Here is a 23,248-nt window from a genome sequence, read left to right as displayed (position 1 = left end):
AGGGTCACGGGGTGGTCACAGGCGGCGGGTGACACTGCGGTCCAGGTCGCGGGCGAGCAGTGCGATGGCGGCCTGCGAGATCCCGGCCGAGGTGGCCAGGTCGATGGTGGTGAGCTGCGCGATGCGGCGTAGTCGGTAGTCGACGGTGTTCGGGTGCACGTAGAGCTGACGTGCGGTGAGCTGCCGATTCATATCGTTGCCGAGATAGGCGCGCATGGTTTCGAACAGTTCGGCGTGCGCTTCCAGCGGGTCGAGGATGGTGGCGATCCGCCGGGTCGCCGGGCCGCCGCGGGTGAGCTGGTACTCCACCGCCAGATCGGCCATGTGATAAAGGCCAGGGGGCTTGCCACCCACCCGAACCAGATTGAGCAGTTCGTGCGCCTGGTCGGCGGATTCGGGGATCTCGTCGGTGTCGCAGGCGACGACGGTCGCGGTGAGCGGCACCTCGGCGGCCTCGGCCAGTTGCCCGAGAGTCTCAGGGGTGAGCGGGGTTTCGCCGTCGTCCACCGGGATGAGCATGGTGCCGCCCTTGGTGCTGAGCAATGCCAGCGCCCGGGAGGCGAACACGGTGGCCAAGGCCGATTGCAACCTGCGTAGTTTGCGCCGGGCCGCGACGTTCGCGTCGACCCGCGGATCGCGTTCGTCCGGATGTTCCGAAAGAGACAGGGCCACTACCTGATACGCGTCGGCGATCGGGATGCCCGCCTGCCTGGCCAGGGCCGAGCTGCCACGCCCGCTCAGCAGCGCCGAGGCCAGGGTTTGCGCGGCGGTCTGGTGCTCCTTGGCGACGAGATGCTGTTCGTCGACGTAGGCGTCGGCCACGGCGGCGGTGACGGCGGCCAGTAGTTCCAGCATGAGGTCGGTGGCGACCAGTAGTTCGTTGACGTCATCGGCCCTGGCCGGCGCGGTGACCAGGCCGAACGCGATGCGGACGCCTTCGTGGTAACCGCGCAGAATGGTGCTGAGCGGCACGCCTTCTCGAGCCCACTGGGCGGCGGCCTCGCGCACCTCGCCGAGTTGCTCGTCGCCGGGAACGGTACGCCGGTCGAACATTTCGGCCACCAGGCCCAGGCAGGTGCGGGTGAGTTTGGTGACGTCACCGCGCAATTGCTCGCCCGGCAGTGTGCGGCACGGCGCCATGCAGGTGGCGAAGTAACCCACCATCCGTGAGGCGACTCGGTCGGTGTTCTGCAGAGGCACCGAAGCCAACTGGCCACCGATTTCGAGCGCCGATTCTGGCGAATCGGGGGGTAGATGCAGCGCGGAGAAGGTCATTCGGGTCGCTCCATTGCCACGTCGGGCGTAATAGAACTGTGCCCGAATCGTTCGGCTCACTATACGAAAGGGTCCTGCGCGTGGGAAGTTATCAGCGAGATCCCTTGGGAGCCTACGGCATTATGCGGTGACCCGTTCGTGACATACCACTACTGGCGAAACATCCACGTGGAATCACGTTATGCTCCGTGGAATGTTCGGCCGGATGGAATAGCCGACATGTTCGAACATCGATCGGCACCAAAGGATTCGAGCGACTACTCGTCGTCGAGACCGGCGGAGAGGTAGGCGGCCGCGGCCAGCCACTGCCTGCACTGCGGGCCGTGTACCTCGTGGGCGGCTAAGATTTCCCGCGCCTGCCGGTAGGTGAGACCGGGTGGTTCGACAGTGCAGTCGGATACCGGAACCGGAGCGGGACATTGCCGCAAAGTCTCGACGCCGGTGCCGATGACGGCAACCCGGCGGGGAGTCCGGAATGGCTGGCTCATTCGACCGCCCCTCGCGTGTGGCATGTGGGGAAGTTGCTGTGTAGGCGCCGCCGGCTCGAACTCCCTGCGTACCTCCCCGATATGGGTACGAGTCTATGCCTGCGTCGCTTACAGATGCAAGTACATTTGCACGGACGCCGTCGATGAACTCCGGACGAAATCGGAGGGAACGGCGGCCCTTATCGACCGCCGTTATCGTCGTCGATAAGGCTAGGGTTTGCGGGCTACCGCGCAGTAGGCAGAGATCGGCCTGGTCAGGGCGGTGTCGGAGCCGTCGGGACGCCACTGGGTGATCGAAACGAAGCCGGGCTCAACGAGTTCCAGCCCGTCGAAGAGCTGCCGGAGCTGTTCCTTGGGACGCGGAATGTACGGCGCGCCGCCGGTGCCGATGTAGTTGTCGCAGAGCTGGACGAAGTCGGCGCTGTCGTCGGTGCCGTCCCACAGGACGAGGTAGCTGCCCGATGGCACGGCGTCCAGCACGGTCCGCACGATGCGGGACACGTCGGCGTACGACTCGGCGTGGCCGAGCACGCCCATGAACATGACGCCGATCGGCTGGTCGAAGTTCAAGACGTTGCGCGCGTCGGCGACGATGCGCTCGGGATCGTGGTAGTCGGCCTCTATATAGGTGGTCACACCTTCGCGAGTTGTGTTGGTCAACAGGGCCCTTGACTGAACGAGCACCATCGGGTCGTTGTCTATGTAAACGACTTTCGACGCCGCGGCGATGCCCTGGGCGACCTCGTGGGTGTTCTGCATGGTCGGCAGGCCGGTGCCGATGTCGAGGAACTGGCGCAGGCCGGCCTCGCGGGTGAGGCAGCCGACCGCGCGGATCAGGAACCGGCGCGATTGCACTGCCATGGTGACGATCTCGGGGTCGATGCCGATGCCCGCGTCGCCGGCGATTCGGTCGATTTCGTAATAGTCCTTGCCGCCCATCCAGTAGTTCCAGATGCGGGCCGAGTGCGGGATGTCGGTCCGGATCACGGGGCTGTTGTCCGCGTGCGGCATGGATGGGGCTCCTCGGGAACGCCGGCGCGGGCACCGGTTGCCGGTGTGTGCCGGGGGTGTCGCCAATGACTGAAATATCCGATCTGCCCTGCGACAGTACAAGATTCAACTCTGCTGGATGGTCGCGTTCGACTGTCTGAGCAGGGGGTTCGCGAGGCGAAACGTAGGTACGTCAGATCGCGGACCGAGTGGTCCGAATTAGTAGGCGCGCGGCGGCGAACTTCGTGCTATCGTCCAAACTGTCGGTGCAGATGCAAGAACGTTTGAGCGTGCATCTGCACGAACCGATCAGCCGAACATTGGCGTAACCGAGGAGTGGGGAACATGTCGGATACATCCACCAACAAGATCACTGGCTCGTGGCGAAAGAGCACGTACAGCAATCCGAGCGGGAACTGCGTCGAAGTCGCCGAGGCGACCAACGGCCAGGTCGCCGTACGGAACTCCCGGGATCCCGAAGGCGGGGTGCTGTTCTACACCCGCCCGGAAATCGACGCGTTCGTGCGCGGCGCGAAGGCCGGGGAGTTCGACTATCTGACGAGTTGAGCGGTAACATAAGCGATCGGTGCGGTGTGTTTCGCGACAGGTGGTTGTGACACACTGTGGGCAACCTCCCCGAGTATCGGAGACGAACTCAATGATCGCTGAACCCGACGACGATGGTCTGGTGCATCCCGTTGTCGCGGAACGTGGTCCGACAGTGCTGCGTATTGCACTCGGCGGCCAGTTGCGCAGGCTGCGAGAAGCCACCGGCATCACCCGAGAAGCAGCTGGCGACGCCATTCGTGGTTCGCACGCGAAGATCAGTCGTCTCGAGTTGGGCCGCACCGGTTTCAAAGAACGTGACATCAGGGACCTGCTGTCGCTGTACGGCGTCCACGACACCGAAGAGCGGGAGAAGTTCCTCGATCTGGCCAGGCAGGCGAACGAGCCGGGATGGTGGCATCGCTACAGCGATCTGCTGCCCCAATGGTTCGGCACCTACCTGGGTCTCGAACAGGCGGCGAGCAAGATCCGCACCTATGAGGCGCATCTTGTTCCCGGACTACTGCAAACTCCCGAATACACCAGGGCGGTAGTCGCCCTCGGCTACGAAGATGCCGACACGGATCGGCGGGTTCAGGTACGGCAACGCAGGCAAGAGATTCTGCACCGCTCCGATCCGCCGATCGTGTGGGCGGTCATCGATGAGGCCGCGTTGCATCGGCCGGTCGGCGGTCCGCGCGTGCATCGCGAACAGATGGAACATCTCATCGAACTCGCCCAGCTGCCAAACGTCACGGTACAGGTGTTGCCGTACTCCGCGGGCGAGCACGCCGCCGCGGGCAGCTCGTTCAGCATCCTGCGCTTCTCCGAAACCGAGCTCCCCGACATCGTCTACCTCGAACACCTGACCAGCGCCCTCTACCTGGACCGCAGACAAGACCTCGCACTGTATCTCTCGGTCATGGACCGACTCAGCGTGCAGGCCGAGCGCCCGGAGAAGTCGATAGAAATCCTGGCGAAGTACGCCGAAGGCTACGATCGCTGATCACCCCTGCGAGGGGGACTTATGCGGGCACGCGCAGACGCTGGCTATTCGTCAGCGCTGCCCCATGATCCGAGCTCTGCCGCAGTCGCGTTGCCGCGCGCTGGACCACCGAGGTTCGACGGTGCCTGTGGCGCACCGCAACTCGACAGGGCAGTCCTCGCCGTGCCGACGACACTGCACAGTGCTCGGTCAGCGAAGCCGAACGACTCAACGCGAACGCGCGGTGGTCCAGCACCGGACAACTCGGCCTCGGAAGCTCGGAACCCGCAACAGGCGCTGAGCAGTCCGGCAGGGCCACTGAGCAACTGGACGCGGCTGCCGGGAGCCTGTCAGTTCGCGCTGGGCAGCCGACCGCAGGAACGGGGCAACTCGGCGGGCGCGCTCGGCACCGGGGCTCGGCTGCGCGATTCGCCGCACGCGTTGACCGGCGGGCCGGGTCCGTCGCGCAATTCGCTAGGGACACTAAGCAACTGGGCGTCGATCCTCAGCCCCCGCAACCATCATCCGCGACCAGCGGGACACGACGGCGGCCCCCACCAAATGGGACCACCACCACGTCCCGCCCGCAAACGCCATCCCCGCCCAACGGGACACCGCAGCGCCACCCACTGGGTGGGACCACCGCCATGTCCCGCCCGCAATCACCATCCCCACCCAACGGGACACCACAGCGCCATTTGTCGAGTGGCCCCGCCCCCAAGTCCCGCTCGCGAATGCCGTCGGTGCCCAACGGGACACCACTGCGCCATCTGGGCTGGCCGGGACTTCGCCACAGGAGCTAGAAATTCGGCGTGGCCGCTGGGCATCTCGGCTCGGCCGGCGCGCAATTCGACCGGCGCGCTGAGCATTCGGAGGCGAGCGCCGGGTATGCGAGGCAGCTCGCAGGGGCCGCTGAGCAACCGGGCGTGGGCGCCGAGCAACCGAGCGCAGGTTAGGCGGGGTTCCAAGGAGGGGGCCCGGCGCAAACGGGGGTGGCCGCCGGGCAACTGGGCGCGACTGCCGGACGGCTGGCAGTTCGCGCTGGGCGACCGGCCGCGGGAACGGGGCAACTCGGCGTGGGCACCCGGCACCGAGACTTGGCTGCGCTATTCTCCGGACGCGTTAACCGGCTGGTCAGGTCCGTCACCCAATTCGCTAGGGACACTAACCAATTGGGCGTGGATCCTCAGCCCCCGCAACCACCATCCGCGGCCAGCGGGACACCACGGCGACCCCCACCGAATGGGACCACCGCCATGTCCCGCCCGCAAAGACCATCCGTGCCCAACGGGACACCGCAGCGCCATTTATCGAGTGGCCCCGCCACCAAGTCCCATTCCCGAATGCCATCCGTGCCCAACGGGACACCACTGCGCCATCTGGGCTGGCTGGGACTTCTCCACAGGGTCCAGCAATTCGGCGGGTGCGCTCGGCACCGGGGCTCGGCTGCGCGATTCGCCGCACGCGTTGACCGGCGGGCCGGGTCCGTCGCGCAATTCGCTAGGGACACTAAGCAACTGGGCGTGGATCCTCAGCCCCCGCAACCATCATCCGCGGCCAGCGGGACACCACGGCGACCCCCACCGAATGGGACCACCGCCATGTCCCGCCCGCAAAGACCATCCGTGCCCAACGGGACACCGCAGCGCCATTTATCGAGTGGCCCCGCCACCAAGTCCCATTCCCGAATGCCATCCGTGCCCAACGGGACACCACTGCGCCATCTGGGCTGGCTGGGACTTCGCCACAGGGTCCAGCAATTCGGCGGGTGCGCTCGGCACCGAGGCTCGGCTGCGCGATTCGCCGCACGCGTTGACCGGCGGGCCGGGTCCGTCGCGCAATTCGCTAGGGACACTAAGCAACTGGGCGTCGATCCTCAGCCCCCGCAACCATCATCCGCGACCAGCGGGACACGACGGCGGCCCCCACCAAATGGGACCACCACCACGTCCCGCCCGCCAACACCATCCCCGCCCAACGGGACACCGCAGCGCCACCCACTGGGTGGGACCACCGCCATGTCCCGCCCGCAAAGACCATCCGCACCCAACGGGACACCACAGCGCCATTTATCGAGTGGCCCCGCCACCAAGTCCCATTCTCGAATGCCGCCGGTGCCCAACGGGACACCACTGCGGCATCTGGGCTGGCTGGGACTTCGCCACAGGGTCTAGCAATTCGGCGTGGCCGCTGGGCAACTTGATTCGGCCGGCGCGCAATTCGACCGGCGTGCTGGGTCCGTCGCGCAATTCGCTAGGGACACTAAACAACTGGGCGTGGCTGCTGCGCGATTCGGCTGGCCGGTGGGGCGTCCGAGAGGGTGCGCTCTGCAACGGATCGGTGCCGCTGGGCGACGGAGCGCGAGCGCTGAACGACTCGGCGCAGGAGCCGCATGATTCGGCGGGGGAGCCGCGCAATCAGGCGAAGGTGCCGAGCGACTGGTCTTGGCTGCCGCGCGAATCGCCGCAGGCGTTGGCTGGCTGGGCGGGTCCGTCGCGCAATTCGCTAGGGGCGCTAAGTAACTGGGCGCCGATGCGGCGCAGTCCGGCTGGCCGGTGGAGCGACAGAGCGGGTGCGCTGTGCAATGGATCGGTGCCTCTGGGCAACGGAGCGCGAGCGCTGAACGACCCGGCGGGGGTGCCGCGCAATCAGGCGCGGATGCTCAGCTATTCGGCGGTGCCGCTGGGCGACGGGACCCGGGCGCTGCGCAATGGGGCGGGGGCGCTGGGTGACTTGGCGCGGGCTCGTGGACCTTCACTAGGGCTGCGGAACACTTCGGCGGGGCGGCGCGGCGGCTCCGATTGGGGGCCGGGGGCGCGGGTGGGCGGCGCAAGTCGGGGTGGGGCCGTAATGCCTTGTGTCGCGAGTACTGGGCCTGAGGGTGGATCATCGCCAGTGGAGCAGGGTGGCTCAGTGCTTGCGGCACAAGGCAATTCGGTGTCCGCCGGACATCGGGCTGCCCGGAAGTGTTACTGCCTGATGAAGCTGGAGGCAATCCGCCAGAACGTCGAAGGCTGCAGTGTATGGAAGTCCCAGTCGTCGACGACGTCGTGCGCCGTGGTGACGATCCGGTCGATGTCGAAATCATGTCGGGTGGCCGCACCCTTGGATTCGACGGCATCGATGACGAACGCGACGGCGGTTTCCCGCGAGTACGCGGTGTTCCTTTGGCCGCTACGGGCCGACGGTGTGCTCATTTTTGTACCGTTCGCTGGCTTGTCGACCAGTGCGGCGGCGGCTATTCCGAGCCGGCCGCCGGCGGAGAGTGGTTGGTTCATTCGAACGCCCCTGACGTTTGGCGGCAGCGGACCCACGGCGACTTCTGCCTTCGGCTCGACCATCCGGCCTCCCCTGGTTGTCCCCTGTAAAGCGTTGCGCGACTGAGTTTAGGTCGCTGTGCCTTTCAGATGCAAGTACATCTGCACGATCGATTTGCAAGCGCACGTGCGGGATTTGGCGTCTGCAAGTTTGCTGACACGGTGTTCCAATAAGACGATCAGTTGGCAAAAAGGACGTCTGTGCTGTAATGAATCTGCGTGCCGGGTTCTACATACCGGTCGGCCGCTGCCCGCATGGCCACAAAATGTTCGGTGAAGCGGTGTGCCTCGGCCGCTTCGTCGTCGGTATATAGCTGGTAGAGGAAGAATCGATGCGGATCGACGCGGTCGGCACAGACATCGAAGCGCAGACAACCCGGCTCGTCGCGCAGGGCCGACACCGCACTGCGGGAGATGGCGTCGAGGAAGTCGGCGCGCGATCCCTCCCGGATTTTCATGGACACGATGCGGCTGAACAAGTTTGCTCTCTCCTAACGAGAACGCGAAGGTCAATCGGCAAGGGGGGCAGCATTTCCCGAAACGATGCTGTCGGCGAGCTCGGCAACCGCCCTGCTGATCGCCGTGTCGCCGGAGACGAGTTCGAGTGTCGCGCCCGCGGTGTGTGTCGCAGGCAGCAGTTCGGCGAGCACGGCGGCGACGTCGGCTCGGGGGATGTCGCCGCGCGGAACGCGGGGTGCGGCCAGGGTGACCAGTCCGGTGCCCGCGGTATCGATGAGGCGCCCCGGCCGCAGGACCGTCCAGTCCAGAATCCGCTCGCGCAGGTCGTTTTCGGCCTGCGTCTTGGCATCGATGTAGGCGGCCCAGATGTCGTCGCTCCCGGGTGCGGGAGGTTGACCGGCGCCCATCGTGGAGATCTGCACGAAACGCCGCACGCCTGCCCGTTCGGCGGTGTCGGCCAGCCGGACAGAGCCGTCCCTGTCGACAGTGTACTTGCGTTCGGCGCTGCTGCCCGGCCCCGCGCCCGCCGCGAAAACCACTGCGTCCGAACCCTTCACGGTATCCATCAGGTGTGCGGTTGCGGCGCTTTCCAGGTCGAGCACGGCGGGTTCGGCCCCGACGGCGGTCACGTCCGCGGCGTGGTCGGGATTGCGGATGAGCGCTACGACCTCGTCGCCGCGGCGGGTGAGCAGGTCGGCGAGGAGCAGGGCGATCTTTCCGTGTCCGCCTGCGATGACAATGCGCATGGGTCGGTCCTTCCGATCGGGGGCGGTCCTGGACTCAGCGTTCGGGGCCACCCGGGTTGCAGCGCGCATCGACGGTGGCCTGATAACCGACCGCCGGACGCCAGGGTTCCAAATTCCAACTCGTTTTGTTCGGCTCGACCAATCGTGCCCAGATCCAATGGCAGATGAATTGATCACGCATGCCGGGCGTGTCCGCGTCCGGCGATTCCGCGAGCACTTCCTGCCAGGCCCGTTCATCGGTGCCCGGAAAAGTGGTCTGCCGCCCGGCGGTTGTCGGGTAGACGCGCAGCCGTGACCCGTCGACGGTTTCGATCCACTCGACGTGGTCGATCAGCGGCATCCCCGCGTAGGGGTCGACGGTGGGTGTGGCAGCTGCCCGGGACGTGCCAGGGGCTGTCGTAACCGTCCGGGACGGCAGTGGGGCGGAGGTCGTGACGGAAGACGTGGTCACCGACTGATCGGCCGGGGCATTCGACCCGCAGGCAGTCGGCAGCAGTGCGGCAAAGAGCAGCACGGTCGTCCTGGCCTGACGCGCGATATCGGACCGCCGCGACGCGCGAGTCGGCCGATTCGGGTGCCCCACTCCGGCTCCTTCCGCGTCGCGTTCGGACCGTCGGTGATCCGGCCCCGCCCTTCGAGCCTAGCGACCGCCCGGTACCTACGGCATCTCGGTCGACCGCAGCGCGGGCCGAGCCGCGCCCCGACGACACTCGGTCGAATGGCATGCTGCCCCCGGTTAGGCCACCGATTGTGGTGGCTTGCTCCTGGAGACCCGGATGGGGATAGTCGTTCGATGATGTGTACACGGATCATGGCGGGGGCGGCCGGGGTCGTGATCTCGGTGGGCCTCGCGTTCGCGACGCCCGCGGTGGCGGCAGTGGGTGACGCACCGGGCACGGTGACGAATTCGGTGGAACTGACCGGGCGCTTCCGGGTGGACGGCGCGGCGACGGCGGAGCGGCTCACCTATTGGTCGCGCGGGCCACGCGGACCGATGCAGAGCACTGCGGCGATCTACGTGCCCGAGGGCCCGCCGCCACCCGGTGGCTGGCCGATCGTCGCCTACGCGCACGGCACAACCGGGATCGCCGATCAGTGCGCGTTCACCCTGGAACCCCGGGTGTACTACCTGGATACGTTGTATCCGGAGCTGCTGCGGGCCGGATACGCGGTGATGGTCACGGACTACGTCGGCCTCGGCACCCCCGGCACGCACCCCTACCTGGACGGACCCTCGCAGGCTCGCAGCGTGATCGACGGTGTCCGTGCCGCGCGGGCGGTCGCACCGACCCTGGGCACCAAGTGGGCGGTGTTCGGCCAATCGCAGGGCGCCCAAGCCGCTTTGTTCACGGCGAATCTCGCGCCGTCCGACGCGCCGGAACTGCAACTGCGCGGCGCGGCCGCCACCGGCCCGCCGTCGAACCTCGAGCTGCTCATTCCGCTCGCCGGCCCGTGGATTCCGCGGTTGCCGCTGGAGAAGACACCTGCGTACGTGGCCATGCTGCTGGCCGGATTGCGCGCGAGCGCACCGGAACTCGATGTCGACAGCTACCTGACCGAGACCGGCCAGGAGGCCTTGCGGGTGGTGGAGTCGGAGTGCATCACCGAGGCGAATGCCAGGCTGGCCGACGTCGCGATCGGCGCGATGCTGGCCAAGCCGCTCGACGATCCGGCGCTGTGGGCCGCCGCGCGGGCGATGATGCGGATACCGACCGCCGGGTACACGCTGCCGTTGTTCGTCGGGCAGGGCCTGACGGATATGGAGGTGCCGCCGCCGTTGACCGCCAAACTGCTTGCCGAGCTGCGCTTGTCGGGCACCGACCTGGAAACCCACCTCTATCCCGGCGATCATCTGGGTGCCGCGCGGGCGGCGCTGCCCGATGCGGTGTCCTTCCTGCATCGTGTGTTGGATCCGGCCTAGACAGGCCTCTGAAACTGCACTCGGTGCCGACTGGCGTGCGGTGCCGAATTGCGGAATGTGCTGAAACACGGTGATTTCCGCCGCCCACGCGGCGGAATCCGTTCAGTGCCAGAGCGATCGGCAGGGGAGTCGGCGTAATCCGGGCCGCACCATGCCGTCCACCGTGACCGTGAGCCCGGCGTGCACCGCGGCGGAGGTGAATTCCCAGGCCTCCGTGCTGCTTGCCGCGTATTCGAGGACCAGCGCGTCATCGGGAGTCGGGCCGTCGAAGTACACGGTGACGCGCCGTGTTGGCGCCTCGTCGATGTTCTCGCGGTAAGCCAGTCTGCGCACAGTGCCGTCCATGCCACCGTCTCCTTCCGGACCGGGCGCGGCAACCGCGCCGGGTAGTTGTGAAGGTAAGGCCAGGCCATGGACCGGAACATGTTCCGTCTCGTTGGCTGGACATGTCACAGGGCCGCCGCGCGATGGTGGGGTCGTGTCACGAGCGAATGCGGACAACCATCACAGACCGGTCGCTCCAAACTTGTGAGATATCAACATGATCTCCACCTGCTCTGCCGCTCGTCGGCGAAATTGCCGAGGATGAGTCACAACGTTGGACCCATTCGAGAGGCATCTATCGATGAGTCAGGCCCTACGTTCTATGGGCAGGGGAGCGACCCGTAACAGAGTGCTCCGGGCGTTCGGCGCGATGGCCGTCGGGCTGGCGCTCGTCGCCACGACGGCCGGACCCGGCACCGGCTCCCCGCTGTATCCCGCACCCGACCCCGACCCCTTCTATTCGACCCCGGCCGATATCGCCGACAAGAATCCCGGCGATGTCCTCGCGACCCGGGTGATGCCGCCACTGCTGATCTTCCCGGACACCACAGTGACGGTCGTGCGTTTCCGTTCCACCAGCTCCGAGGGCAAGCCGATCGCGGCAACCACCACCGTGCTCACGCCGCGCGCGCACGTCGAGGACGGGCCGCTGCTGTCGTTCCAGCACATCATCAACGGGCTCGGCGCCGAATGCTCGGTCTCCAAGGTGCTCTACACCGAAGACCCGAATCTCGTCGTGCGCGAGGCGCCGGGCTGGAATGTGCTGTTGCAACGTGGCTGGACGGTGGCGCTGCCCGATCATCTCGGCCCGAATTTCGCCTACGGCGCGGCGAAGCTGGGTGGTCAGATCACCCTCGACGGCATCCGCGCGGTCAAGCAGGTGGCCGAACTGAAAGTGCGGCAGAGCCCGGTATCGATGGTCGGCTACTCCGGCGGCGGCATGGCCACGGCGTGGGCCGCGGCGCTCGCCCCGAAGTACGCACCCGAACTGGATATCGCGGGCGCGGCGATGGGCGGCGTGCCGATGAACCTGGTGAAGATGCTGGAAGGGCTCGGTCTGGGCTCGCATCCGGTGTTCGGGCTCGCGCTGGCCGCGGGTCTCGGCCTGGAACGCGAGTATCCCGAGCGTTTCCCGCTCAGCGAGCAACTGAACGAGCGCGGCCTCGCCGCCCGGGCGAAGATGGCCAACAGCTGCACCAACGACATCCTCTCCGCGGGCGCGGGCAAGGGCGCGCTGGACTTCGCGAAGTCGACGTCGATGATCAACGACAGCACCGCCCGCGCGGTGGTGGAGGAGAACAGCCTCGAGCTCTACGACGGCGTGCCGAAAACGCCGGTGTTCGAATGGCATTCGCCGATCGACGGGCTCATCCCGATCGACGCCGTGGTGAACACCGCCAAGCGCTGGTGTGCCGCCGGGGCGGCGGTGCAGTCCGAACAGATTCCGGTGCCCGACCATCTCACCGCGGCGGTGCTCGGCATGCCGTCGGCGCTGAACTGGCTCGACGCCCGCTTCCGAGGGGAGCCCGCCCCGAACAACTGCTGAAACCACGCACAGCACCGAGCCGAACCTGTCTCGCCACGAGCGGCATTGGGCTCGGTTGTTGCGGTTCGGCCACGTGTCACCCACAACTCGGTCGTTTCGGCGCGTCGCAGCGCGTACGGCGGGTTAGCCTGACTGTCTGGTACAACAGGGCCTTTCGGGGGCGCACGTCGCATCTCCCTGCGCGCCAGGTGAACCCGACGTCCGCACCCAAAGGCGTGTGCCATGAGATGCTTACCCGCCATTGCCATGGCACTGCTGCTCGTCTGCCCGACCACGCTGGGGCAGGCGGCCGCCGAGCCGTTGCCCCCGCCACCCGGCCTGCCCGCGTTGCCTGAATTCCCCGGGCTGTTCCCGCCACCGCCGCCCGGTGGTTCGCTGCTGCCCGGCGTGCAGAAGCTGATCGATCAGGTCATCCCGCCGCCGCCGATCGCCCCCGCCCCCGAGTCGTCCACGCCCGGCTGGCAGGCCAGCAGTCTCGGGCCGTCGGTGGTCGCCTTGCGCGACGCGTCGATGCCCGCGAACGTCGGTGATCCGATGTTCGATGCCTGGCCTGCTGACCTTGCGGAACTGGCCCCGGGGCAGATTATCGAGGTCAGGGACATCACCGCGACGGCCGCACCGCTGATGCTGCTGCCGACCCAGCGCGCGCAACTGCTCAAGTACCGCACCACCGACGCGCACGGCGCGCCCTCCTTCGCGACCGCGACCTTGGTGGTGCCGAGCGCGGCCTGGCCGGGGCAGGGTCCTCGTCCGGTGGTGGTCAACAATTTGCCGATCGATGCGCTCGGCCGTAGTTGCACCGCGGGATACACGCTGGCGCACGGCCTCAACCCCGACACCAGCGTCACCGATTTCATCCCGCCGACCAGCTACGTCGCTGCGCTGCGCGGTTACGCGGTGCTCATCCCGGATCACGAGGGTCCGCGGATGGCCTACGCCGAGCCGTTCGTCGCGGGCCACGCGGTGCTCGACGGCATCCGTGCGGTGCGCGGCCTGCTCCCGGACGAGTTCGGCGCGAGCAAGTTCGGCATGGCCGGCTACTCCGGCGGCGCCATCGCCACACACGGCGCGGTGAAGCTGATCGACGGGTACGCACCCGAATTGGCGGACGTCATCGTCGGCGCGGTGCTGGGCGGCGTGCCGGCGGACTACGAGATCCTGGCGCGCAGCATGAACGGCAACCTGGCCTCGGCGATCTTCATGGGCGCGGTGTTCGGCATCGGCCGGGAGCGCCCGGAGATCCTCGCGCGCATGAACAATCTGGCGCAGTGGGTGGCGACCTCGCCGGTGAAGAACCTCTGCGGCAGCACCTTCGGCGCGATCGGTCTGCTCATGCTGCCGATCGATATCGCCGCCAATATCCCCGACCCGCTGCACTCCGAGGTCGCGTCCGAGATCTACCGGGTGACCAGGATGGCGGAGATGAAGTCGGGCACGCCGCTGTATATCTACAACGGCGAGCAGGAATTCTGGATCCCGGCCGAAGGTGCGCGCAATCTCTATCTCGAGCAATGCAGGCTCGGCGTGCCTTCGGTTTATCGCAGTGTGCTCGGCGAGCACATCATCGCCGGTGGGCTCGGTTATCCGGAGGCCATGCTGTGGCTCGACGATCGGCTTCAGGGAGTGCCCGCACCGAATGAGTGCTGACGATTTGCCGAACCCCGGCGCGCCGTCAAGCCCACTGAATTATTGCTGTTAGCGTTTGCCGCGCTTGTCGCGATCTATGACGGACCACAAACCCTGCACGATGCCGGTTGGGCGACGTCCGGACTTGCCGCCCACGCGATTCGACTCTGCCGTGTTTCGGTATTGTGGGCCGGTCCGGGCGGGCTCGACGCCGGGACTTTTCGAAAGAGGCAGATGAACGACATCACGACCACCGCGTCCGAACAGGCCCTGGCCTTGGTGGGCCGGCACTACCGGATGACCGAGCACTACGAAGTAGGGCGCGAGAAGATCCGGGAATTCGCCCGCGCCGTGCACGAGCGGCATCCGGCGCACTGGCACGAGGCGGCCGCCGCGGAGCTCGGCTACGACGCGCTGATCGCGCCGCTGACCTTCACCTCGATCGTGCTGATGTTGATGCAGCGCAAGATGTTCGAGTCGGTGCTCACCGCCTACGACATCGGCCAGGTGCTGCAGACCGAGCAGTCCATCGAGGTGCACCGCCCGGTGCTGGCCGGCGACCAGCTGCACTGCGTCTCCTATATCGAGTCGTTCCGGCAGTTCGGTGACAAAGACTTCATGGTGACCAAGAGCGTGCTCACCAACCAGCACAAGGAACTGCTGCAGATCGCGACCTCGACCGCCGTCGCGCAGACCGGCGTGGCGATCGCCACCGAGCTGCGGTCCGCGGTCGACGGCGTCATCATGACCGGCCAGTCGACCGCCGATCGGCACGATGCCGCCACGCAGCGGAGCACGCTCGGCGAGGACTCAGGTGTGGTCGAGTGCTTCGACGAACCCGTGCGCACCGACCCGCTCGACCGCAAGCGGACCCCGCGCACCGTGCCGAGTTTCGACGAACTGTCCGTCGGCATGGAGCTGCCCGTGCAGTCGATGCCGCTGTCGCGCGGTGACCTGGTGAATTACGCAGGGGTGTCCGGTGATTCGAATCCGATCCACTTCAGCGACGCGGTCGCGCACAGTGCGGGCCTGCCGGACGTGGTCTCGCACGGCTTGCTGACGATGGGTCTCGGCGCGGGGTATCTGACCTCGTGGCTCGGCGATCCCGCCGCGGTCACCAGCTACGGCGTGCGGTTCGCCGGGTTCGCGCCGGTCGCGGCGACCAAGGCGAGTGCCATCGAATTCCGGGGCAAGGTCAAGTCGCTGGACCCGGAACGGCGGACCGCGACCGTCGCCCTCACCGCCACCTGCGACGGCCGCAAGCTGTTCGGTCGCGCGACGGCGGACGTCGCGCTGCGCTGATCCCGCGCGCCGGTTCGGCGCTGGATCCACTGTGAGCTGGCGCTGTATCGAGGGCCCGGCACCGGGCACAGGGTCTTTGGTCAGTAGAAACAGACAAGCTTCGCATGGCAGACTCGATCTATGCGTCCTTCGGAGGTGCGTCAGTCGGCTGAATCCTCGCTGATCGGTGGGGCAGTTCCGGCGGGCGCACCGACGGTGCTGCGCATGATGCTGGGCAGCAGGCTGCGCAAACTCCGTGAAGCCTGCGGGATGACCCGCGAGGACGCGGGCGAGGCCATTCGCGGCTCGCACTCGAAGATCAGCAGGTTGGAGCTCGGCCGCACCGGTTTCCGGGTGCGGGACCTGACCGATCTGCTCGACCTCTACGGGGTCACCGACCCCACCGAGCGCGAGGAATTCCTGGAGCTGGCGCGGCAGGGCAATCAGTCGGGCTGGTGGCACCGCGACAACGACTGGTTACCCAGGTGGTACGACACGTACCTCGGCCTGGAACAGGCGGCAACACTGGTCCGCGCCTACGAACCGCGTGCGGTGCCCGAACTTCTGCAGACCCCGGAGTATGCCCGCGCGCTGCTGTCGCTGGCCCACTCGGGCGAGCTACAGCCCGACATCGAACGCCGCGTCGCGCTGCGGATGCGCCGCCAGGAGATCCTGAGCCGCCCGCATCCGCCGCAGCTCTGGGTGATCGTGGAGGAAGCCGCGCTGCGCAGGCCGATCGGCGGATCCGCGGTGTGGAACGCCCAGATCAATCACCTACTGAAAGTCGTCGAGAAGCGCAACATCACCGTCCAGGTGCTGGCCGACCATGTCGGCGGGCCTGCGCTCGCCGACGGCGCGTTCACCATGCTCCGCTTCGCCGAGGCCGACCTGCCCGACATCGTCTATCTCCAGCAGCTCACCAGCGCGCTGTACCTGGACAAGCAGGCCGACGTGGACGCGTATCGCGCCGTGGCCAACCAACTCTCGGTGCACGCCGCGCCGCCGGAGTACACCATCTCGCTGCTGGAAGCGCTGCGCCGCCGTCAGCCGCCGATCCTCGATCAGCCGGCCGGCACCCGCCGAGTCTGACGGCTTTTCGTCAAGTGATTCCGCTCGGCCGAAGTGGATTCGGCTCGGCTCAATTGGGCACCCGATAGTCGAACAAACTGGACGTTCGCGCTCTGTAGCGCGCTCGGTCGAGGTCGGTCAGCGTGACCCCCGAAACCGAGTCCTCGCAGGGCGCGAAGTATTGTCCCAATGGGACAATAAGGTGGTAAAGTGACATTATGAGCGACACCGGTGTCGATCTCGATGGCCGCAGGCTGCGGACCAGACGCAGCCGGGAAGCGCTGTCGCGTGCGGCCTTCGAGCTGCTCACCGAGCGGGGGCTCGGCGCGGTCGCCGTCGAGGACATCGCGGTGCGGGCCGGCGTCACCCGGCGCACCTTCAGTCGGCATTTCACGTCCATCGCGGAGGCGATCCTCGGCGATGTCGACCAAGACGTCCACCTGTTCAACGAGGCCCTGTGTCGCCGACCGGCGCACGAATCGCCGCTGGTCGCCTACCGCAACGCCGTGCACGACTGGTTCGACGCCGAATACCGCGGCGAACGCGCCGCGCTGCTGGCCAGGCGGTGGGCGCTGTTCCAGCGCTTCGAGGAAGAACCCGAACTTTTCGCCGGATATCAGCGCATCCGCATCGAAGGTCAGCGAGAATCGGTGCGGATCATTGCCGCCCGGCTCGGCGTCGACCCGGAGCGGGACCTGCGCCCGGCCACCGCGGTGGCCGCGGGTGCGGGCCTGCTGATCTCGGCCTTGCAGACCTGGGCCGCCGGCGACGATCCGAGCGGCCTGCCCGACCTCATCGAGGGATATTTCGACACACTCGTCGCACTCACCACCGAATTCCGGACCGAGGAGTCACCGTCATGACCACAGGGTCGGTGAATATGTATCGCAGGACGTGCCGTCGCGTCGGACTCGATCGAAATCCCATGCGCCGCAAAGAAGACCGGGTGCAGACCATGGTGGGGGTAGCCCTGGCGCTGGTGTTCCTGATACTCGTACCGGTGCTGGTGATGTCGGTCGGCGCGCGGGTCTATCACACCGAAACCGCTGTGGTGCAGGCGAAAACGGCACAGTTGCAGCGGATCGAGGCGACGGTGACCGAGACCGGCAAGGCGCCGCTGTACGCGCCGATCATGCCGGCCAAGGTCCGGTGGACAGACGCCGACGGCGTGGTGCACAACGAGGACTACCAATCGACCACCGTCGTGCAACCCGGTCAGGCCGTGACCATTTGGCGCAACAGCGCGGGCAAGCTCGTCGAACCGCCGTCGCCGAGCCAGGCGCTCAGCAAGGCGGTGCTGTTCACCACCGGCGCTGTGCTCGGCACCATGGCCGTGGCGGCGGGCTGCTACGTCGCGCTGCGCAGCAGCCTCGACCGCAGGCGGCTGCGGATGTGGGAAATGGAGTGGGCGACAGCGGATCTGCGCTGGGGCAGCCACAGCTGACGCGAATACGCCACTGTCGGCGTCCGGTCGCGTTGTGACACAGCGCGACCGGACGCGCTCGACTACACCGGCAAGAGGCTGTGCTTGCGCGGATTCGGCTTGGCGGTGTTCTTGTCGCGCAGCAACCGCAGGGCCTTGCGAATCTCCAGCCGCGTCTGCGACGGCTCGATGACCGCGTCGATGTAGCCGCGTTCGGCGGCGATCCACGGCGTGGCCATGGTGGCGTTGTAGAAGTCGATCATCTGCTGGCGCACCGTCGCACGCTGATCGACCGGGGCGGCCTCGAGCTGCCTGCGGCCGACGATGCCGACCATGCTCTCGGCGCCCATCACCGCGATCCGGGCGGTCGGCCAGGCCAGGCTGATGTCGGCGCCGAGCTGCTTGCAGCCCATCACCGCGTAGCCGCCGCCGTAGGCCTTGCGGGTCACCACCGTCACGATCGGCACGGTCGCCTCGATGACCGCGCGGAAGAAGCGGCCGCCGCGCTTGATCACGCCGCTGCGCTCCTCCTCGATGCCCGGCAGCACGCCGGGGGTGTCGACCACGAAGACGAGGGGCAGCCCGTAGGCGTCGCAGAGCCGGATGAAATGGGTGGCCTTGTCCGAGCACTGCGCGTCGAGCGCGCCGCCGAGCACCTGCGGCTGATTGGCGACGACGCCGACGCTGCGGCCGTCGACCCTGGCGAAACCGGTGATCAGATTCTGCGCGGTGGCCGCGCCCATCTCGTGGAAGTCGCCGTCGTCGAAGATCCGGACGAGGATCTCGTGCATGTCGTAGCCGACCTTGTCCGAATCCGGGATGATCGAATTCAGTTCCAGGTCATGGCTGGTCACCTCCGGCTCCAGACCGGGGTTCACCACCGGCGGCAGCTCCAGGCAGCTCGACGGCAGGAAGCTCAGGTAGCTGCGCACCCAGTCGAAGGCGGCCTGCTCGTCGGGCGCGACGTGGTGCACCGTGCCGTTGCGGGCCAGCGCCGCGGCGCCGCCCAGCTCGTCCGCGCTCACGTCGGCGCCGGTCACCTCCCTGGTGACCTCGGGGCCGGTGACGAACATGTACGACTTCTCGGTGGCGACCAGCACGTCCATATTGACCGGGCCGTACACCGAACCGGCCGCGCACTTGCCGAGCATGATGGCCACCTGCGGCACATAGCCGGACATGTCGCCCTGGCGCCGGCACATCAGCGCGTACCAGGCCAGCGAGGTGACCGCGTCCTGGATGCGGGCGCCGCCGGAGTCGTTGATCGCCACCACCGGGCAGGCGTTCTCGTAGGCGAACTCCATCGCGGTGGCGACCTTGCGGCCGAACATCTCACCGACCGAACCGCCGTGCACGGTCTGGTCGTGCGCGATCACCACGACGGGCCTACCGTCGATGCGGCCGCGGCCGGTCACCACGCCGTCGCCGTACATGGCGCCCGGTTGCGCCGTCTGGCGCATCAGCGCGCCGATCTCCACGAAGCTGCCCGGGTCGAGCAGCGCCCGCACCCGTTCCCGCGCGCTCGGAATGCCTTTGGTCTTGCGTTTCGCGATGCCGGTCTCGCCGGCGGGTTCCTCAGCGAGCTCCAGGATCCCCCGCAGCTCTTCCAGCTTCTCTCGCGTACCGGTCATAGGTAGTGTTTTGCCCTTCGAAACTCTGCAGCGTCGCCGTACGGGGGCGCAGCGCTCGATGTTATCCGTGGTGAGAGCTACTGCACAGTTGTTCGTCACATCCGATGGGACAGCTCACAGGTGCGGTCGGCCCGCTCTCGGTGTATGGGACACCCCGAGCGGCCTGCGCAGGGGCACGGTGTTTGTGCAAGTTACCAGTCTGCGCGGGCCGCGCCGATGAGTGGTCCCGAGGTTCGCGCGGATGTCTGTTCGGGGACCCTCGGGCGACGTTAAGGTGACGCCGACGCAGCGCCGGAATGCGCGGTCGGCGCTGCGTCACACATTCTTTGATGCGCGCGGCCGCTGTGCGGTGGAAAATCCCGGCGGGCCGAATGCGCGGTCGCCGCCGAAATCATGCCCGGGTGGTCGGTTGGCTGTGCCGAAAATCACTCGGTGGCTTGTGAATTCGCCCAATGGGTGGCGAGATCACTGATGAGATCCCCGATTTCGCGCTCGTATCCCGATTTGATCACGATCCGGCGCTAGCCTTCATGAGTCATGACGGCAATGCAAGTGAGTTCGAGTTCCGCGAGTTTGGCGACGAAACTGCTCGACTACTTAGCCGGGCACGCGGGCGCCGGTCTGCCGGGCGAGGTCACGGCCACCACCCGAGATTGTGTGGTCGCCGCGGTGCGGTTGCTCGCGCCCCGGACACCGTCGCGGGTGGCCGAGCCGCCCGAAATCGCGGGTACCGCAACGCGTTGGGCACGCGAAGGCATCGCGCTGGAAACGGTGCTGGCCGCCTACCACGACGAAATTCGAGCCGGGCTCGAATTCGTCGCGGCGGATACCGAAGGCGACGACGTCGTCGCGGGGGCGCAACTGATCTTGCGAATCCTGGAAATGGTGACGCTCACGGCGTCGACCGCCTATGTCGACGAGCATCGAGTGGTGGCCAGGGAACACCAAACAGCCGCACAGACTTTGGTGTCCGCACTGCTCGGCGGCCATGCCGTCGGCGATCTGGCGATGCAGACCGGGATCGCGGTCGCACCGGCGTATCAGGTGGTGGCGCTGAGCATTCCGGCCCATCCCGAGGAGCGAAGACCCGGCCTCGGCGCCGCGGCGGCCCGGCGCAAATTGCGCAGGGTGCAGTCCGCGCTGGCCAAACCGCTGGGCTCCCGGGCCTTGTCGCTGCTGTCCGCGGCGGGCGGCACCGTGCTCGTGCCCACCGATGTCCGGCCCGCCCGCATCGGCTCGCCCGCGATGACCGCCGAGGTGCTCGCCATGCTGAGCGACGCCGCCGAGGTGCCGCTGACCGCCGTGGCGGCGGTCGGTGCGACCGCGCGCATTCCCGAACTCGCCGCGCGCACACACGATCTGCTGGACCGTATCCGCGGCGCGGAGCGGGCGCCCGGGCTCTACCGGGTGGCCGAACCGCAGGATTCGCCCGATTGTGACCCGGCCCAGCCGGTCCGGATTCCCGTCGTCACCTCGCCCAACGATCATGAAATCAGTCGTTCCGCTTGATGTCTCGCCTTTAGGGTCGAATTCCGCCGCGCCGAGCATAAGGAGTCCGTGTGACCACCGCGTTGACCGATCGCGATATTCTGTGTGAACTGGAACCCGTCGCCGAACGTTTGCTCAATGACCACATTCGCAAAGCCAAGGCCTGGAATCCACACGATTACGTGCCGTGGGACGACGGCCGCAATTTCGCCGCGATGGGCGGAATAGACTGGGAGCCCGGTCAATCGAGGCTGACCGAGGTGGCCAGGACCGCCATGGTGACCAACCTGCTCACCGAGGACAATCTGCCGTCCTATCACCGGGAGATCTCGGAAACCTTCTCCCTGGACGGCGCCTGGGGCACCTGGGTCGGTCGCTGGACCGCCGAGGAGAATCGCCACGCCATCGTCATGCGCGACTATTTGGTGGTCACCCGCGCGGTCGATCCGGTGCTGCTGGAACAGGCCAGGATGGCGCATATGACCACCGGTATCGCGAAACCCGTGAAGGGCCAGCAGTTCCTGCGTTCGGTCGCCTATGTCACGCTGCAGGAATTAGCCACCAGAATCAGTCATCGCAACACCGGAACCGCGTGCGACGAACCCATCGCCGAGCGTATGCTGCAACGGATTGCCGCCGACGAAAATCTGCACATGATCTTTTATCGCAACATCAGCGCCGCGGCTCTCGACCTGATGCCGAACGAGACGCTGCGTGCCATCACCGACGTCGTCACGCGCTTCCAGATGCCCGGCCTCACCCAGCCGAACTTCCGCCGCAACGCGGTCGTGCTCGCCAAACACGGCATCTACGATCTGCGCCAGCACCTCGACGTGGTGGTCCGGCCGGTGCTGCGAGCGTGGGATGTGTTCGAGCGCACCGACCTATCCGGCGACGGTGAACGCGCCCGCGACGAGCTCGGCGCCTACCTCGACGAATTGGCCGAGAAGGCAACACGATTCGAAGAACAGCGCGACCGGGTGGCGGCCAGACAGGCAGAACGAGCCGCCGCGAAACCATGAGACTCCGGGGTCCGATCAGCGCGGCGGCGATGGCAGTCATCGCCGCGACGGTCGCTGTGCCCGCGGTGGCCGACACTCCGGGCGTAGCGAGCGCCCCGCCGCCCGCCGTCGACCCGGCGATGACCAGGACCGGGCTGCTCTCGATCGACAGCGTGGGCCCGCAGCGCGAGCGGCTGCGGATCTCGTCCGCGGCCATGCGGCGGGTGATCGAGGTCGACGTGCTGCGCGGCACCGGCACGGCACCGCGCCCGACGCTGTACCTGCTCGACGGCGTCGACGGCGAGGCCACCTCGGGCTGGCTGAGCAAGGGCGGCGCGGCGGAGTTCTTCGCGGACAAACCGGTGGACGTGGTGCTGACCGGCGGCGGCACCGGCAGCATGTACAGCGACTGGGTCCGGCACGACACCGCCCTCGGCCTGAACCGGTGGGAAACCTTCCTCACCGAGGAACTGCCGCCGATCGTGGAATCGCTGTTACGGTCCAGCGGCCGCCGCGCCATCGCCGGGGTCTCGATGGGCGCGCAGGCGGCAATGATGCTGGCACAACGGCATCCGGGGCGCTACCACGCCGTGGCGGGGATGAGCGGGTGCTATTCGACGGCGGATCCACTGGGCCGCGCCGTTACCACGATCACCGTCGCCTCGCGCGGCGGCAATGTCGAAAACCTCTGGGGCCCACCGACATCGCCGGAGTGGGCGGCACACGACAGCCTGCTCGGCGCGGAAGCCTTGCGCGGCACCGCCATCTACCTCTCGGCCGCCACCGGCGTGCCCACCGGCGCCGACCTGGTGGCCATCGCGCAGTCGCCCACCATCGTCGAGGCGCTGCGGCTGGCGGGCGGCGGCGCGGCGCTGGAAGCCGGCGCCCGCTCGTGCACCGAGCGGTTCGCCGGACGGCTGATCGAGCTGAACATCCCCGCTGCCGTGCACTACGACACCGCGGGCATGCACACCTGGCCCGATTTCGAGGCGCAACTCCCCAAGGCATGGGAATTCCTGACGCCCGCCCTCTACTGACGCCGCTGCCGGAATATCCGCACTCTTTCTCGGGATCCGCACTGCTTACGGTGCCCAGAGTCGGTGCGGATCCCGAGAGAGAGTGCGGCTGTGCTG

At 67.3% G+C, this 23,248-nt stretch carries 21 protein-coding genes; 12 read left to right on the top strand and 9 right to left on the bottom strand.

Translation table 11 applies throughout. From position 1 onward, the window contains the following. Positions 1-15: 15 nt before the first annotated feature. From IBX18_RS10620 to IBX18_RS10610, 3 genes are all read right to left on the bottom strand, one after another. Positions 16-1,275: a CdaR family transcriptional regulator gene (locus IBX18_RS10620; protein WP_194833516.1), complete on the bottom strand. Its 1,260-nt coding sequence runs from the start codon at positions 1,273-1,275 to the stop codon at positions 16-18. Positions 1,276-1,532: 257 nt separating this feature from the next. Beyond that, positions 1,533-1,763, bottom strand: a complete 231-nt coding sequence (locus tag IBX18_RS10615; RefSeq protein WP_107656512.1) for a hypothetical protein — start codon at positions 1,761-1,763, stop codon at positions 1,533-1,535. 210 nt (positions 1,764-1,973) lie between these two features. Further along, entirely contained in the window at positions 1,974-2,774 is an 801-nt protein-coding gene (locus IBX18_RS10610) for an SAM-dependent methyltransferase (RefSeq protein WP_194833515.1), read from the bottom strand. 324 nt (positions 2,775-3,098) lie between these two features. Between IBX18_RS10610 and IBX18_RS10605 the strand changes: the two genes are divergently transcribed. Continuing rightward, positions 3,099-3,320 (top strand): DUF397 domain-containing protein, encoded by a 222-nt coding sequence (locus IBX18_RS10605; RefSeq protein ID WP_107656514.1) that lies wholly within the window; start codon positions 3,099-3,101, stop codon positions 3,318-3,320. A gap of 91 nt (positions 3,321-3,411) precedes the next feature. Next, a complete protein-coding gene (locus IBX18_RS10600; protein ID WP_194833514.1) occupies positions 3,412-4,305 on the top strand; it encodes a helix-turn-helix transcriptional regulator in 894 nt (297 codons plus the stop codon). 2,948 nt (positions 4,306-7,253) lie between these two features. Here IBX18_RS10600 and IBX18_RS10595 read toward each other — a convergent pair. From IBX18_RS10595 to IBX18_RS10580, 4 genes are all read right to left on the bottom strand, one after another. Further along, a complete protein-coding gene (locus tag IBX18_RS10595; RefSeq protein ID WP_147138588.1) occupies positions 7,254-7,625 on the bottom strand; it encodes a hypothetical protein in 372 nt (123 codons plus the stop codon). A gap of 155 nt (positions 7,626-7,780) precedes the next feature. Continuing rightward, a complete protein-coding gene (locus tag IBX18_RS10590) occupies positions 7,781-8,080 on the bottom strand; it encodes a putative quinol monooxygenase (RefSeq protein ID WP_194833513.1) in 300 nt (99 codons plus the stop codon). Positions 8,081-8,110: 30 nt separating this feature from the next. Continuing rightward, entirely contained in the window at positions 8,111-8,806 is a 696-nt protein-coding gene (locus IBX18_RS10585; protein ID WP_194833512.1) for an SDR family oxidoreductase, read from the bottom strand. Between the two features lie 34 nt (positions 8,807-8,840). Continuing rightward, complete coding sequence (locus IBX18_RS10580) at positions 8,841-9,389, bottom strand: DUF2599 domain-containing protein (RefSeq protein ID WP_306796218.1); 549 nt, start codon at positions 9,387-9,389, stop codon at positions 8,841-8,843. Positions 9,390-9,599: 210 nt separating this feature from the next. Here IBX18_RS10580 and IBX18_RS10575 point away from each other — a divergent pair, with 210 nt between their 5' ends. Then, the gene (locus IBX18_RS10575) at positions 9,600-10,727 is read left to right on the top strand and encodes a lipase family protein (RefSeq protein ID WP_228540637.1); all 1,128 of its coding nucleotides are present in this window, start codon (positions 9,600-9,602) and stop codon (positions 10,725-10,727) included. A gap of 102 nt (positions 10,728-10,829) precedes the next feature. Here the strand turns inward: IBX18_RS10575 and IBX18_RS10570 are convergent, their stop codons facing one another. Continuing rightward, complete coding sequence (locus tag IBX18_RS10570; protein ID WP_107656518.1) at positions 10,830-11,072, bottom strand: hypothetical protein; 243 nt, start codon at positions 11,070-11,072, stop codon at positions 10,830-10,832. Between the two features lie 301 nt (positions 11,073-11,373). Here IBX18_RS10570 and IBX18_RS10565 point away from each other — a divergent pair, with 301 nt between their 5' ends. The 6 genes from IBX18_RS10565 (at position 11,374) to IBX18_RS10540 (ending at position 18,016) form a co-directional block, all read left to right on the top strand. Next, the gene (locus IBX18_RS10565; RefSeq protein ID WP_373889177.1) at positions 11,374-12,597 is read left to right on the top strand and encodes a lipase family protein; all 1,224 of its coding nucleotides are present in this window, start codon (positions 11,374-11,376) and stop codon (positions 12,595-12,597) included. A gap of 222 nt (positions 12,598-12,819) precedes the next feature. Continuing rightward, positions 12,820-14,244: a lipase family protein gene (locus tag IBX18_RS10560; RefSeq protein WP_228540636.1), complete on the top strand. Its 1,425-nt coding sequence runs from the start codon at positions 12,820-12,822 to the stop codon at positions 14,242-14,244. A gap of 213 nt (positions 14,245-14,457) precedes the next feature. Continuing rightward, positions 14,458-15,525: a fused (3R)-hydroxyacyl-ACP dehydratase subunits HadA/HadB gene (locus IBX18_RS10555; protein WP_194833510.1), complete on the top strand. Its 1,068-nt coding sequence runs from the start codon at positions 14,458-14,460 to the stop codon at positions 15,523-15,525. 120 nt (positions 15,526-15,645) lie between these two features. Continuing rightward, positions 15,646-16,593 (top strand): helix-turn-helix transcriptional regulator, encoded by a 948-nt coding sequence (locus tag IBX18_RS10550; RefSeq protein WP_194833509.1) that lies wholly within the window; start codon positions 15,646-15,648, stop codon positions 16,591-16,593. A 197-nt stretch (positions 16,594-16,790) separates the two neighbouring features. Then, a complete protein-coding gene (locus IBX18_RS10545) occupies positions 16,791-17,435 on the top strand; it encodes a TetR/AcrR family transcriptional regulator (protein ID WP_194833508.1) in 645 nt (214 codons plus the stop codon). Beyond that, the gene (locus IBX18_RS10540) at positions 17,432-18,016 is read left to right on the top strand and encodes a hypothetical protein (RefSeq protein WP_194833507.1); all 585 of its coding nucleotides are present in this window, start codon (positions 17,432-17,434) and stop codon (positions 18,014-18,016) included. Before IBX18_RS10545 ends, IBX18_RS10540 begins: the two co-directional genes overlap by 4 nt. Before the next feature lie 62 nt (positions 18,017-18,078). Here the strand turns inward: IBX18_RS10540 and IBX18_RS10535 are convergent, their stop codons facing one another. Then, positions 18,079-19,626 carry an acyl-CoA carboxylase subunit beta gene (locus IBX18_RS10535; RefSeq protein WP_194833506.1) on the bottom strand — a complete coding sequence of 516 codons (1,548 nt, stop codon included), beginning with the start codon at positions 19,624-19,626 and terminating at the stop codon, positions 18,079-18,081. Between the two features lie 537 nt (positions 19,627-20,163). On the opposite strand from IBX18_RS10535, the gene IBX18_RS10530 reads away from it, so the two are divergent. From IBX18_RS10530 to IBX18_RS10520, 3 genes are read left to right on the top strand one after another with little or no spacing between them, the layout of a single operon-like run. Next, positions 20,164-21,135, top strand: coding sequence for a transcriptional regulator (locus IBX18_RS10530; RefSeq protein ID WP_228540635.1), 972 nt, complete (start codon positions 20,164-20,166; stop codon positions 21,133-21,135). A gap of 50 nt (positions 21,136-21,185) precedes the next feature. Beyond that, positions 21,186-22,136 carry an acyl-ACP desaturase gene (locus IBX18_RS10525; RefSeq protein ID WP_194833505.1) on the top strand — a complete coding sequence of 317 codons (951 nt, stop codon included), beginning with the start codon at positions 21,186-21,188 and terminating at the stop codon, positions 22,134-22,136. After that, positions 22,133-23,152: an alpha/beta hydrolase family protein gene (locus IBX18_RS10520; protein ID WP_194833504.1), complete on the top strand. Its 1,020-nt coding sequence runs from the start codon at positions 22,133-22,135 to the stop codon at positions 23,150-23,152. The genes IBX18_RS10525 and IBX18_RS10520 overlap by 4 nt, the downstream gene beginning before the upstream one ends. The last annotated feature ends 96 nt before the right edge of the window (positions 23,153-23,248 follow it).

Source organism: Nocardia sp. XZ_19_369, assembly GCF_015355715.1.
GTDB lineage: Bacteria > Actinomycetota > Actinomycetes > Mycobacteriales > Mycobacteriaceae > Nocardia.
The sequence above is the reverse complement of the archived record's forward strand: the minus strand, read 5'-3'. Positions and strand labels throughout refer to the sequence as shown.